Source organism: Plantibacter sp. RU18, assembly GCF_050613355.1.
Taxonomy (GTDB): Bacteria; Actinomycetota; Actinomycetes; order Actinomycetales; family Microbacteriaceae; genus Plantibacter.
The window spans coordinates 495,334-508,615 of the sequence record NZ_CP159618.1 but is presented as its reverse complement, the minus strand read 5'-3'; the positions used below and the strand labels follow the sequence as shown (position 1 = coordinate 508,615).

12 protein-coding genes are annotated in these 13,282 nt (G+C 69.1%); 8 read left to right on the top strand and 4 right to left on the bottom strand.

What is annotated here, in order from left to right; genetic code table 11:
* Positions 1–11: 11 nt before the first annotated feature.
* Both ABMA10_RS02335 and ABMA10_RS02330 read right to left on the bottom strand, forming a co-directional pair.
* Complete coding sequence (locus ABMA10_RS02335) at positions 12–1,244, bottom strand: Gfo/Idh/MocA family protein (RefSeq protein WP_347868083.1); 1,233 nt, start codon at positions 1,242–1,244, stop codon at positions 12–14.
* Positions 1,245–1,504: 260 nt separating this feature from the next.
* A complete protein-coding gene (locus ABMA10_RS02330) occupies positions 1,505–2,293 on the bottom strand; it encodes a DeoR/GlpR family DNA-binding transcription regulator (protein ID WP_347868082.1) in 789 nt (262 codons plus the stop codon).
* Between the two features lie 177 nt (positions 2,294–2,470).
* Between ABMA10_RS02330 and ABMA10_RS02325 the strand changes: the two genes are divergently transcribed.
* The 6 genes from ABMA10_RS02325 to ABMA10_RS02300 all read left to right on the top strand — a co-directional run bounded on the left by ABMA10_RS02325 (position 2,471) and on the right by ABMA10_RS02300 (position 8,640).
* Positions 2,471–3,355 carry an SIS domain-containing protein gene (locus ABMA10_RS02325; RefSeq protein ID WP_347868081.1) on the top strand — a complete coding sequence of 295 codons (885 nt, stop codon included), beginning with the start codon at positions 2,471–2,473 and terminating at the stop codon, positions 3,353–3,355.
* Positions 3,352–4,227: an ROK family protein gene (locus tag ABMA10_RS02320; RefSeq protein ID WP_347868080.1), complete on the top strand. Its 876-nt coding sequence runs from the start codon at positions 3,352–3,354 to the stop codon at positions 4,225–4,227. Before ABMA10_RS02325 ends, ABMA10_RS02320 begins: the two co-directional genes overlap by 4 nt.
* On the top strand, positions 4,224–5,213 hold the full coding sequence (locus ABMA10_RS02315) for a 1-phosphofructokinase family hexose kinase (RefSeq protein ID WP_347868079.1): 990 nt from the start codon (positions 4,224–4,226) through the stop codon (positions 5,211–5,213). The genes ABMA10_RS02320 and ABMA10_RS02315 overlap by 4 nt, the downstream gene beginning before the upstream one ends.
* Entirely contained in the window at positions 5,210–6,049 is an 840-nt protein-coding gene (locus tag ABMA10_RS02310; RefSeq protein ID WP_347868078.1) for a class II fructose-bisphosphate aldolase, read from the top strand. The genes ABMA10_RS02315 and ABMA10_RS02310 overlap by 4 nt, the downstream gene beginning before the upstream one ends.
* 611 nt (positions 6,050–6,660) lie before the next feature.
* Positions 6,661–6,831, top strand: a complete 171-nt coding sequence (locus tag ABMA10_RS02305; RefSeq protein WP_347868077.1) for a hypothetical protein — start codon at positions 6,661–6,663, stop codon at positions 6,829–6,831.
* A gap of 228 nt (positions 6,832–7,059) precedes the next feature.
* Positions 7,060–8,640: a cation:proton antiporter gene (locus tag ABMA10_RS02300; RefSeq protein ID WP_347868076.1), complete on the top strand. Its 1,581-nt coding sequence runs from the start codon at positions 7,060–7,062 to the stop codon at positions 8,638–8,640.
* Between the two features lie 126 nt (positions 8,641–8,766).
* Here ABMA10_RS02300 and ABMA10_RS02295 read toward each other — a convergent pair whose 3' ends face one another.
* The gene (locus ABMA10_RS02295; protein WP_431031133.1) at positions 8,767–9,156 is read right to left on the bottom strand and encodes a hypothetical protein; all 390 of its coding nucleotides are present in this window, start codon (positions 9,154–9,156) and stop codon (positions 8,767–8,769) included.
* Between the two features lie 126 nt (positions 9,157–9,282).
* Between ABMA10_RS02295 and ABMA10_RS02290 the strand changes: the two genes are divergently transcribed.
* The gene (locus tag ABMA10_RS02290) at positions 9,283–10,176 is read left to right on the top strand and encodes a metal-dependent hydrolase (RefSeq protein ID WP_347868074.1); all 894 of its coding nucleotides are present in this window, start codon (positions 9,283–9,285) and stop codon (positions 10,174–10,176) included.
* A gap of 20 nt (positions 10,177–10,196) precedes the next feature.
* Here ABMA10_RS02290 and ABMA10_RS02285 read toward each other — a convergent pair whose 3' ends face one another.
* Positions 10,197–10,811 (bottom strand): DUF4190 domain-containing protein, encoded by a 615-nt coding sequence (locus ABMA10_RS02285; protein WP_347868073.1) that lies wholly within the window; start codon positions 10,809–10,811, stop codon positions 10,197–10,199.
* A 168-nt stretch (positions 10,812–10,979) separates the two neighbouring features.
* On the opposite strand from ABMA10_RS02285, the gene ABMA10_RS02280 reads away from it, so the two are divergent.
* Positions 10,980–13,199 carry a HelD family protein gene (locus tag ABMA10_RS02280; protein WP_347868072.1) on the top strand — a complete coding sequence of 740 codons (2,220 nt, stop codon included), beginning with the start codon at positions 10,980–10,982 and terminating at the stop codon, positions 13,197–13,199.
* Positions 13,200–13,282 lie beyond the last annotated feature (83 nt).

Sequence of the window (13,282 nt, the reverse complement as noted above, 5' to 3'; positions counted from 1 at the left end):
TTCGAGGTGCGCTACCGGGCGGCAGCGTCGAGGGAGTTCGATGCGGTGCTGGTGGTGAGGGAGGAGAAGTAGGCGACGAGTGCCGGGTCGAGTGGCGGGATGTCGATCGGGATCGAGCCGTTGCGGAGCGAGCGGGCGGCGAGTGCCCCCGCTGCGACAGCCTCTCGGGCGGCGACGGGCGAGAGGGTCGTCGGGGCGCCGTCGGCGACGTGTGCGAGGAACTCGCTCATGGTGTCGAGGTCGGCGTCTGCGTGGCCCTCCTCGACGCCCGAGATCGGGTACTCGACATCGCCCTCGGTGCTCCAGGTGCGACGACGGTTCCAGACCTTGACGGTTCCGCCGGCGGTGTCACCGACGTTTTCGAGCCGGCCGCGAGTACCGATGACGGTGTAATTGCGCCAGTAGTCGGGCGTGAAGTGGCACTGCTCGTAGCTCGCTGTGATGCCGCGCTCGAGCGTCATGAGCATCATCGAGACGTCTTCGACGTCGACGACGGGGTTGAGGCCCCGCTGTTCCTCCGGCGGCCAGTTGTCGTAGGAGAACCAGTCGGCCATCGTCTGGCCGCTCCGATCCTCGCGGTCGTCGATGTCGCCGTAGACCGCGAGCTCGCCCATGGCGACGACCCGACGGGTGTAGGCACCTGCGAGCAGGTGGATGACGTCGATGTCGTGGCTGGCCTTCTGGAGCAGGAGCGTGTTCACCCGCGAGCGGTCGGCGTGCCAGTCCTTGAAGTAGTAGTCGCCACCATTGCCGACGAAGTGCCGCACCCAGACCGTCTTGACCTCGCCGATCTCGCCGCGCTCGATGATCTCGTGCATCAGGCGGACGACGGGGGCGTGCCGGAAGTTGTGGCCGACGTACAGCGGGGTCTTGGTCTCGTAGGCGGCGTGGAGGACGGCGTCCGCATCCTCGACGGTGATCGCGAGCGGCTTCTCGAGGTACACCGCGACGCCCGCCCGGAGCAGGTCGACCGCGATCTCGGCGTGCGTCCAGTCGGGGGTCGTGACGATCGCCGCATCGATGCCACCGCGGGCGATGAGCTCCTGGTGAGAGTCGAAGACGTCGACGCCCTCACCGAACATCTCTCGTGCCCGGCCTCGGCCGACCTCGGTGGTGTCGACCGCTGCCACCACCACCGCCTCGGTGGGGCTCGTCGCGACGTGCTCGGCGATCTGCGCGCGCTGGCCGGTGCCGATGACGGCGACCCGGAGCCCTGATTGGGTGGGTGCTGGTGGGTTGCTCACTCGATCACATCCGCTTCCTTGCGTGAAGTTGATTTATATGATGCCAAAACGATCATGAAATGACAATAGGCGATCAACGCGATCACTCAAGTCCGGATTCCGGAGACGTCGAAAGTGTTTACTGGGCCGAAACATGTGGAGGAGGGTCGGCGGGCACGCCTCGACAGGCTCGGTGACCGGGTACGGCCGAACGGCGACCGGGTGCGACCGAACGGCGGCCAGGTGCGCCGGTCTCCGAGTCCGTCGAGGCGCCGGAGCGCCTATGCCGCGATGACGACCTCGACACCCGCGACCGCGAGCGCCTCGGCGAGCGCCCCGTCGACCGCCGCATCGGTGACGAGCACGTCGATCCGGTCCAGCGGGCAGATGCGCGCGAAGGTCGCCTTCGTCATCTTGGTGCTGTCCGCGACGACGATGACGCGCTTCGCGACCTTGACGAACTCCTGACTCACGGCGGCCTCGCCTTCGTGCAGGGTCGTGGCACCGAACTGCGCGCTCAATCCGTCGACGCCGAGGATCGCGACGTCGAGGGCGATCTCGGCGAGGGCTCCGGCGACCAGGGATCCGACGAGTTCGTAGGACTGCCGGCGGGCTACACCCCCCGTGACGACGATCTTCACGTGCGAGCGGACGGACAGCTCGTAGGCGATGTTCAGGGCGTTGGTGACGATCGTGACTGAGGCCTCGCCGTCCGCCCGGAGCAGATGCTCGCTCCGACCGAGCACGCGCGCGACCTCGCTCGTCGTGGTTCCGCCGTTCAATCCGACGGCGTCGCCGACGCTGATGAGCGCCGCGGCGGCCTTGGCAATGGCCACCTTGGCCTCCGCCTGGCGGGCGATCTTGTACTGCAGCGGCAGCTCGTAGCCGGTCCCGAGGGCCGCTGCGCCACCGTGCGTGCGGGTGACGAGTCGCTGCTCGGCCAGAGCCGTGAGGTCGCGTCGAGCGGTGGCTGCGGAGATCCCGAGCGCCTCTCCGATCTCGGCGATCGTCACGTTGCCGCGTTCGCTCACGAGTTCGAGCAGGGCGTTGAGTCGCTGTTGCTGCGTCATTTCTCCTGCAATTCCGGTCATGGCTGGCGTACTGTGACCATCATATGGGCGCTCAGCCGACGCTTGTGTGATTGAAAATGACGATATGTACTGGTATCGATCAGTTTCAATCCGCTATGGTGGCTCCAACGCGTCGTCACGTCACGATCGCGCTCCTCCTCACGCGAAAGGCACGTTATGCCCGAGACCTTCGTCGCCGCCGAACTGGTGTCGCAGCCCGCATCCTGGCGCACCGCCGCCACGCTCGTGGCTGAGGCGTCTGCAGTCCTGCCCCAGCCGGGCGAGCGCGTCGCCGTCGTCGGCTGCGGTACGAGCTGGTTCATCGCCATGAGCTACGCCGTCATCCGCGAGCAGGCAGGCCTCGGCATCACCGACGCCTTCGCTGGTTCGGAGTTCCCCGGCGTCCGCGACTACGACCGCATCGTCGCCATCTCCCGGTCCGGCACGACGACCGAGATCGTCCACCTGCTGGAGGCCGTCGGCGAGAGCGTCACGACCGTCCTCATCACCGCCGTCGAGGACTCCCCCGCAGCGGTCCCTGCCGCCCACGTGATCGGGCTCCCCTTCGCCGACGAGCAGTCGGTCGTCCAGACCCGCTTCGCCACGACGACGCTCGCCTTGCTGCGAGGTTCGCTCGGCCATGACATCGAGGCACTGGCCGTCGAGGCCGAGCAGGCGCTGCTCATCCCCATCGACGAGTACCTCGGTGCAGACCAGGTGTCCTTCATCGGCCTCGGACATGCGGTCGGCCTCACCTTCGAGGCAGCACTGAAGACCCGGGAGGCTGCGCAGTTCTGGGCGGAGTCGTACCCCGCGATGGACTACCGTCACGGTCCGATCGCGATCGCGCAGCCCGGGCGCCTCGTCTGGTCGCTCGGCGCGACCCCCGACGGCCTGCCTGACGACGTCGCGGCTACCGGAGCGTCCTTCGTCCAGCACGACCTCGACCCCCTCGCAGGTCTGGTCGTCGCCCAGCGCTTCGCGATCGCCCTCGCCGAGGCGCGCGGACTCGACGCCGATCACCCGCGCTCCCTCACGCGCTCCGTCATCCTGACGCCGTGACCGTCGCTGCGGTCCTCGGCATCGACGTCGGCGGCACTGGCATCAAAGCCGCTCTGATGGACGCCGACGGCACGATCCTCGGCAGGTGGCGCGAGGCGACCCCGAGCGCCGACACCACTGGTGAGCGCACCCGCGACATCGTGCTCGGGCTCGTCGCGGCAGCGAACGCAGTGGCACGCCCTCAGTCGGTCGGCGTCGTCGTGCCCGGCGTGGTCGACGAGGATCTCGGAGTCTGCGTGCACGCGGTCAACCTCGGCTGGCGCGACTTGGCGTTCCCGGACCTCCTTCGGCCCTCACTCGACGTCCCGCTCGCCTTCGGACAGGACGTCCGGGCAGGTGCGCTCGCAGAGGCCGTCTCGGGTGCTGCTGCCGGCATCGACGGAACGATCGCGTTCGTGCCGGTCGGTACCGGCCTCGCGTCAGCGCTGGTCATCGACGGCGTACCGTTCGCCGGAGGCGGTTGGGCAGGCGAGATCGGCCAGCGCGTCCTGCGCGACGGGCCCCACAGCGGGCTTCGCGTGGAGCAGCTCGCCTCGGCCGGCGGGATCGCGAAGCGCGCGGGCGCGCCGGACGCACGGACGGTCGCCGACGCTGTGGCGCGCGGCGACGAGGCAGCGACCCTGGTCTGGAACGAGGCGGTCGACGTCCTCGCCGAGGCACTCGCCGGGATCACCGTCGTCGCAGCGCCGACAGCCATCGTCATCGGCGGCGGACTGGCGCTGGCCGGGCCGCTCCTCTTCACGCCACTCGAGCGTGGGCTGCGCGAGCGGCTCGACGTCGTCCGCGTGCCGCGACTCCTGGCCGCACAGCACGGCGACGGAGCAGCGACCGTCGGAGCCTGCATCCTCGCCGAACGACTGGTGAGCGCATGAACGACGCGGCCTCGTCTCGAACATCCCGTCCGGTGGTCGTCGTCACGCCGAATCCGGCAGTCGACATCACCTACTCCGTCGCCGAGCAGCAGCTCGGCACCACCCAGCGCGTCCAGTCGATCGTGCGACGAGCCGGCGGCAAGGGCGTCAACGTCGCCCGCGTCCTCGACGCACTCGGCGTCCCGACCGTGCAGGTGTTGCCACTCGGCGGCGCGTCGGGCTCCTGGATGCGCGAGGCGCTCAACGCTGCGGGACTCGACGTCCGCGTGGCGTCGCTCGCCGACGACACCCGCTCGACCATCGCCGTCGTGGACGAGATCCACCACCCGACGCTGTTCGCGGAAGCAGGCCCGGCCGTCTCCGCCCGCGAGTGGGCTGTGCTGACGGCAGAGCTGCGCGACGCCTTACGGGGTGCCGGTCACCTCGTCATCTCCGGTTCGTTGCCGCCAGGCACACCTGATGCCGTGATCGAGACCCTCGTGCGCGCGGGCATCGATGCAGGCGTCCCCGTCATCGTCGATGTCAGCGGCCCGGCCCTCCTCGCTGCAGCTCGCGCCGGAGCGACGTTCCTGAAGCCCAACCTCGACGAGGCGCTGGAAGCCACCGGCATGCCAGACCTCGACGCTGCCCGAACCGCCCTGCTCGCACTCGGCGCCCGCACGGTCATCATCTCCCGGGGTGCCCAAGGCCTCACGGCCGGCGACGGCATCAGGCACCACGAGGTCCCTGCCGTACCGGGGATCAGCGGTAACCCGACGGGAGCGGGTGACGCCACGACCGCCGGGCTCGTCGCAGCCCTCCGAGCGGGCCTACCGCTTCCCGAAGCACTCACCACTGCGGCAGCCGCAGGCGCTGCCGCCGTCCTCGAACCGGTCGCCGGCGCGATCGATCTGGCCGCCTTCACTCGTTTCCTCGACCAGAGCCCGACGCCGGTCGCGGCCCCTCGGCCCGATCCAGCCCTCGACACCACCGGAGCCCCAGCATGACGACGAAGCTCGACCTCCCCACCCTCCTTGCCGACGTCTCCGCGAACGGTGCCGGCGTCGCCGCCTGCAACGTGGTCCTGCTCGAGCACGCCGAGGCGATCGTCGCAGGTGCCGAGGAGGCGGGGCTGCCGGTCATCCTGCAGATCAGCGAGAACTGCGTGCGCTACCACGGCTCGCTCGCACCGATCACCCTCGCGTCGCTCACCATCGCCCGTGCCGCGAGCGTGCCGGTCCTCGTGCACCTCGACCACGTCGAGTCTGCTCAGCTCGTGAGGGAGGGCGTCGAGCTCGGTGTCGACAGTGTCATGTTCGACGCTTCGACCCTGCCGTACGACGAGAACGTGAGGGCAACGAAGGAGATCGTCGAGTTCTGCCACGCCAACGGCGTGGCAGTCGAGGCGGAGCTCGGCGAGGTCGGCGGCAAGGACGGGGTCCACGCACCGGGAGCCCGGACGGTCCCGAGCGAGGCCGCCGCGTTCGTCGCGGCGACGGGCGTCGACGCGCTCGCCGTCGCCGTCGGCACGTCCCACGCGATGACCAGCCGCGAAGCAGCCGTCGACCACTCGCTCATCGCGCAGCTCAGGGAGGCGGTCTCAGTCCCGCTGGTCCTGCACGGCTCTTCCGGCCTCCCCGACGACGAGCTCCGTGCGGCGGTCCGATCGGGCATGACGAAGATCAACCTGTCCACGCACCTGAACGGCCTGTTCACCGGCGAGGTCCGCGCGGTGCTCGCTGCTGATCCCGCCCTCGTCGATCCGCGCCGGTACGTCCGTGCTGGTCGAACGGCGATCGCTGCCGAAACGGCTCGGATCCTGCGTCTGCTGGCGGATCGGTAGTCAGGCTTCACGCCGATGCCAACCGTGGAGGCAACTGCCAGGCCGTTCACAGCAACTCATTATGCTGAAATGTTAATATATATATTGTCGGAGTTCTTCCGACGCCCCCACCGGTAACAGGTCGTCCCCCGCGACCGCCCTCCGGCCTCCCGAGCTCGATACCCCTTCGAGCGCGCGGGAGATACGGCCACCCCATCCCCTAGATTCGGTGGCCCGAAGCTACGCGACCATGTCGGTCGCCGTCGATGCCCGGGCGCAGGCTCGGGCATCGACGCTGCACGACTGCTGCGATTCTCGGTTCACAGCGGTATCCCAGCTTGGCCAGGTATCTTCATTCCTTGAGTGCCGATGTCACAACCGGCTTCCGTGTGCAGAGTCCACACCTCCACGGATACGCCGATGCTCCCGACATCACACCACCAGCCGCCTCCCAGACCGGCGAACAACGTTCCATCCGGACGGCCCCAGCCGAGCCGCTGCACTGCATCCCAGTCCAGCTGCGTACCGGAGGGCCTCGTCGCTTCATCCATGCGACCAGGACCTGACCGTCGTCGCATTCCCCGTCTGGACCGGCTCATCCATCATTCGCATCATCAGAAACGAGATACACCATGTCCACCATTCAGACTCGGACCCCAGCGTCCAAGAACCGCGCCACGGGCACTGCCGTCCACGGCCGCGGTCACTCCACCGACAAGCTCACCTACCGCTTCGGCCTTCGCACCCGCGAGACCGGCGCCGAGCAGCGCAGCTCCACCACGACGGGCAACCGCCGCGGCTGATCCCGCAACACCGCTTCACCGACGCCCCCGCACAGTCCGACTGCGCGGGGGCGTCGTCGTCCGCCAGAAGGTCTCACCGGGACGCACGACGACCGGAGACCGCCAGACGCGGTGGCAAACAGGTAGGGACCTCGATCACGATGTTCAGATCGACATCCGTCGCGGCCCTGAGCGGAGTTCCGGCTGCAGAACCGCGTCGAGGCGCCTGTGAGGTGCGAGAATCGCCCCATGGATCCCGTCGCGCTCATCTCGTGGATCGTCGTGTTCGTCGTCGTGACCGTCACGGTGACGGGTCTCTCCGGCCGCGCAGGCTGGTCGGCACCCGTGGTCCTCGTGATCGTCGGCGGCATCGCGTCGTTCATCCCCGCCGTCCCGACCGTGGAGATCGAACCCGACCTCATCCTCTACGGGCTCCTACCGCCGCTGCTCTTCGCTTCAGCCATCCGGATCTCGCTCATCGACATCCGCGCCCGTAACGACGGCATCATCCTGCTGTCCGTGGGTGCTGTCGCGTTCACCGTCGTCACCGTCGGATTCGCGAGCTGGTTGCTGATCCCCTCGATCACGCTCGCGGCGGCGTTCGCATTCGCCGCGGTGATCGCCCCCACCGACGCCGTCGCAGTCAGCGCCATCGCGGGCAGGCTGAGGCTCCCACGGCGGGTGGTGACGATCCTCGAGGGCGAAAGTCTGCTGAACGACGCGACGGCCCTCGTCGCGCTCAACGCCTCGATCATCGCGATCACGAGTGTCGTGAACCCTGTCGTGATCGCTGGGGAGTTCGTCATCGAAGTGGTCGCAGGTGTCGGCGTGGGGCTCGTCGTCGGATGGGTGCTGTCCGAAGTGCGTCGCCGCCTTCGCGCCCCAGTGCTCGACACCTGTCTGTCGCTCATCACGCCGTTCATGGCGTTCCTCATCGCGCAGGCGCTGCACGGTTCCGGCGTCCTGGCCGTCGTGACCGCGGGGCTCCTCCTCGGCTACCGTTCCCCCATCGTGCAATCGGCAGAGGCCCGGATCGCCGAGTCACTCAACTGGCGCACCATCCAGTTCCTGCTCGAGAACGCCGTGTTCCTCTTCATCGGTCTCAACCTGTCGGGCATCCTCGAGGGAGCGATCCGCACCGGTCCGGGGCTGTGGCCGACGGTGTTCATCAGCATCGGCGTCCTGGCAGCGCTCATCGCATCGCGCTTCGTCTGGGAGATGACCGTCACCGCGATCTACCGCATCGGCCCGAAACGCCTCAGGGAGCGCGGCTGGTCGTGGGGCAACGGCATCGCGGTCTCAGCGGCGGGTGTGCGTGGCGTGGTGACGTTGGCGGCGGTCTTCCTGCTCCCGGAGGAGACGCCCGCGCGGGAGTTCCTGCAGTTCCTCGCATTCGTCGTCGTCGTGGGCACGCTGCTCTCGGGTCTGCTGCTGCCGACGATCATCCGCGCCCTGAAACTGCCGGCTCCGAACCACGATCAGGAACGGGTCGAGCAGCTCATGCTCATGGCGGAGGTGCAGACGGCCGGGCTCTCCCGACTCGACGAGTTGGCGACGGAGACCGATGAGGAGCAGGTGCTCACGCGGCTCCGCACGAACGCGAGTTTCGTCAGCAACGCCCTCGAGCAGTACACCGGCGGCGAGTCCGAGCTCCGAACGGTCGCGTTCGCACGACTTCGTCGGCAGATGATCGCCGCCGAACGCGAAGCGCTGCTGGCCGCGCGTGCGGAGGGCCGCTACCAGGAGCCCGCGGTCGCGGCCGTTCTGGCGGCGATCGACGCGGAGGAGGCCACACTGAAGGCGATGACCCCGAAGCCGCCACGCACCTAGGCGTCCCCGCACGGTCCACAACTCCTGCTGCCCGCGTCGGCGCAGCCCCCGGACCCGGACAGCGAGCCGATCCGGGACGGATCCTCCGAAGCCGGCAGGAGTTGTGGACGGTGCGTGGGGCCGAATTCAGTCCGGCGCGGTGTCGTAGATCGTGCGGGCGTCGTCGGTCGCCTCGGACGCAGGGCCCGATTCGGGCTGGTGGTCCGAGGAACCGTCGGCATCATCGCCGGACGCCGCCGACGCGTCGCCTTCGGAGGCGTCACCGGTCAACGGCTCGTCCAGCTCGGTGGAGGGTGCGGGCTCCTCGACGGCCTCCTCGGTCGCTTCGACCTCGTCGTCGTCCGCGTCCTCGGTGCCCGAGCCGTCAACGGTCTGCGACTGGGTACCGGAGCTCGTCTGGTCGGAACTCACGAGCTTCGAGGTGTCGTTGTCGGCGCCCTCCCAGGCTTCCTGGTCGGCACCGGCCTCACCACTCGCGAGGTCGCTGGAGGTGTTCTGTCCGTTCTGATCCGTCATGATGCACTCCTCTCCGCGGAGCACGTCGCGCTCCGTGTCCGGAGACTCTACGTTGGCACGGCGAGCGGGTCCCGGGGGTTGACAGCGAACGACCCCTGCGTGATCCAGCCGCGCTAGCGTGGTGGGATGAGTCTTCCCACCACGCACACGCGCGTCACCTACCCGACCGGAGCGCTTCGCTCGACCGGGACGGTCGTGAACTCCGAGCCGTTCGGCCAGCACCTCGCCGTGGTCCTCGACGAGACCGCGTGCCACCCGGTCGATGCCGTGTGGCCCGACCAACCGGCGGACCGCGGGACCATCCGTTTCGGGGACGGCGAGCGGGCCGTCGTGGTCGACATCGCCGACTGCATCGTCGGCGCGACGGACGGCTCAGCGCTGTTCATCGGCGATGCGGTTCCGGTCAAGAAGGGCTCGGAGGGCTGGGCGTTCCTCGCCGTCCACCTCGTCGACGCGGCCGCGGTCGGATCAGCGGCCGTCCCCGGCGCGACCGCGCAGGTCGACATCGACGCTCCGACGCGCCACGCCCTCTCGGCCGGACACACCGGATGCCACCTCGCGTCACTGGCGCTCAATGCGGCCCTCACGAGCGCGTGGCGCAAGGAGGTCGCACCGGATGCCCTGGGAGCGCCGAACTTCGACGGGCTCGCGTGCGAGTCGTCCCGGATCGCGCCGCACGCCTCGACCGACCGCTACCGCATCGGCAAGTCACTTCGGAAGAAGGGTTTCGACCCGGCGGTGTTCGACGATCTCGACGGCCTCACAGCGCGCATCGATGAGATCCTCACCGGCTGGGTCGACTCGGGTGCCGACGTGCGCATCGACCGCGAAGGCGACTTCCTCACCGACCGCCGCAGCTGGCACTGCGCACTCCCGGGCGGACCTGCCGTCCTCCCCTGCGGCGGGACGCACGCCCGGTCACTCACCGAGTTCTCGACGATCGCCGTCTGGCTGGAGCGCGAAGAGGTCGAGGGCGCGCTGGTGGTCTCGATGGTCACGACGGTGGTGCCCGCCGGCTGAGACCCGAGCGCTGCGGAGGCTCAGGCGCTGATGCCCGTCGAGGCGGCGCCCCCGATGCCGACGAAGAGGCCGCCGATGATGAACACCCAGAGCAGGACGAGCGCCACCCACGCCAGGAGGAAGAACCCGTTCAGCACGATGCCGGTGATGGCCATGGCGCGGCCCGCGGGCTCCTTGCGGGCTCCCATGATGCCGAGGACGAAACCGATGATGGGCAGCACGAAGGTGAAGCCGAAGAACAGGGACACCAGCCCGATGACCATGCTGGAGATGCTCAGACCGCGCGGCGGCGACGGCGTGTAGACGTACGGCGCGACGTAGACCGGCTGTCCGTACCCGGGCTGCACGTACTGCGGCTGACCCGGCTGGAGCTGGCCGTACTGCTGCACGGGGTACTGCGCGGGTTGGCCGTACGGCTGGACGGGGTACTGCGCGGGGTGGCCGTAGGGCTGCTGCGGGTACTGCCCGTACTGCGGACCCTGCGCCGGATGCGGCGCGCCCTGTGGTGCCTGCCCGGACTGGCCCGGCTGGACGGACGGAGCCGGCGGCTGCGGGACCGCGGGCGCCGGCGGCTGGGTCTCCTGCACGACCAACGGATCCGGGTGTCGCGGCGTCGATTCGTCGGCTGTCGTCATGCTCTCAACCCTAGCGAGGCGAAGGCTCGGCCCCGAGAGGGAATTCAGCCTACAGCTCTCTGAGAACCTGGCACCGGGGTCTGTGACGGTCTCGGAAAGCGACTACCGTATTCGTGCGGTCCTCGCAGTGAACCCGACTGGATCGCGCTGAACCACAGAAGGAGCACCGTGCAGAACGACGCGATCGCCGAGGAGCAGGACCACCTCGACCGACTGCATGAAGTGATCCGGACGCAGTCGGACCTCGAGGAGCGCCGATCGGAACTCGCGCTGCGTGCATTCGACGGCGACGACGACTCCAGTTTCTCGGAACGCGACGCCCTCGTCGCGCACCATCGCCAACGGATGGTGGAGCTGCGCTCGTCCAGCTACGGTCTGCTCTTCGGCCTCCTGGAGCGCGACTCGGATGAGCGTCACCACATCGGTCGCATCGGCCTGCGCGATCCGGAGACCGGGGACCAGCTGCTCCTCGACTGGCGTGCGCCCGCGTCCCGCCCGTTCTACACGGCTACCCCGCTCCGCCCCGAGGGCCTGCGGCTGCGGCGTCGCATCGGCACCGCGGGTCGTCGGGTCACCGAGGTGCACGACGAGGTCCTCGACACGACGCTCCTGAGCGACGACGAGCCGACAGGCATCGGTGAGTCCGGAGCACTGCTCGCCGCCCTCGGTCGGGCGCGCACGAAGCACATGGCCGACATCGTCGACACCATCCAAGCCGAGCAGGACGCCATCATCCGCGCACCGCTGCCGGGGACGCTCCTCGTCCAAGGCGGCCCGGGCACGGGTAAGACGGCGGTCGCCCTGCACCGCGCCGCCTATCTGCTGTACGAGCACCGCGAACGCCTCATGCGCAGCGTCGTGCTCATCGTGGGGCCGAACTCCACCTTCCTCGACTACATCAGCCGGGTACTCCCGTCGCTCGGTGAGACGGCTGTCGTCCTCGTGACCCCGGGCACCCTCGTGCCGGGCCTCGACGCCCACGGGGAGGACTCTCTGGAGACCGCCGAACTGAAGGGGCAGCTGCGCATGGCCGACGTGGTCGCGCGCGCCATCCGCGAACGCCAGGTGCCGCTCGACGAGCCCGTGACCCTGCGCATCGCGGGCGACGGGCCGCTCCGCGTCACCCCAGGTGTGCTCCGCCGCATCAAGTCCGGCATCGAACGCTCCGGCACGCCGCACAACGAGGCCAAGCTCCGCTTCGACCGCGCCGTCCTCACGCACCTCATCGGTCTCGAGGCCAAGCGCGACGGCTTCGAGCCTCGGACGGGCGAGGATGCCGACGAACGCCGGCAGGAGCTCAGCGAGGAGCCGGAGATCGAGGAGCTGCTCGACGCCCTGTGGCCGATCCTCGACCCCGCCGAGATCATCGACCGACTCTTCACCGACTCGGAGCTGCTCGCTCGTCTCGCGACGGAGCACACCGACGCCGAGCAGGAACTACTCCTCCGCACGGCCGACCCGGAGACACCCATTGCCGAGCGTCTGACGCCCGGCGACATCGCACTCGTCGACGAAGCCGCCGAACTCATCGGCGAGGACCAGCGACCCGAGCTGGAACGCCAACGCCGCGCGGCCTACGAGCGCCGCCACGACGTCGAGTACGCCCGCAGTGTGCTCGAGATGATCGGTGACATCAGCATCGACGACGAGGTGCAGGACGACGACTACCTGCGGTCCGCTCAGGACCTCGCCGATCGCCAGACCGTGGAGGACGACCGCAGCCCCGCGGAACGCGCCGCCAGCGATCGCACCTGGGTGTACGGGCACGTCATCATCGACGAGGCGCAGGAGCTCACCCCCATGCTGCTCCGCGCGATCCTCCGCCGTGGACCGAACCGGTCGATGACCCTCGTCGGCGACATCAACCAGCAGAGCACCTCCGCGACCCGGTCGAGCTGGCAGGAGCTCCTCGGGCCGCAGATGCCGCGCTGGACCGAGGAACTCCTCACCGTCAACTACCGCACGCCCGAGCAGATCATGCAGCTCGCCGACCCGGTCCGCCTCGCGCTCGACCCCGAGTCCCCGGCGCCCGTGTCCATCCGACGCGGCGACGAGGAGCCGGTGCAGCTCGCCGTGGCACGGTCCGAACTCGCGACGACCGCAGCCGAATCCGCCATGTCGGCGACCGCAGCCCACCCGGGCATCGCGGGCGTCATCGCTCCACGCGCACTCCTCGCCGGGATCGATGCGCGGCTGGCTTCGCTGGGAGCGGATCGCGCCAGGGTGTGGAGCGGCACCGCCCGCGAGAGCAAGGGCCTGGAGTTCGACAGTGTGGTGCTCGTGCAGCCCGACGAACTCGGTGGATCAGGTCGTTCGGCACTCTCGCTCCGCTATGTCGCGCTCACCCGGGCGACCCAACGACTCACCGTCATCGCTCCGAACGACTGAAGTGCACCACCCGACGACGCACCGCCGTTCGGGACGAACAGAGCACCTCGCGAACCGAACGACCGTAGGCTTGGGCTCTGCCA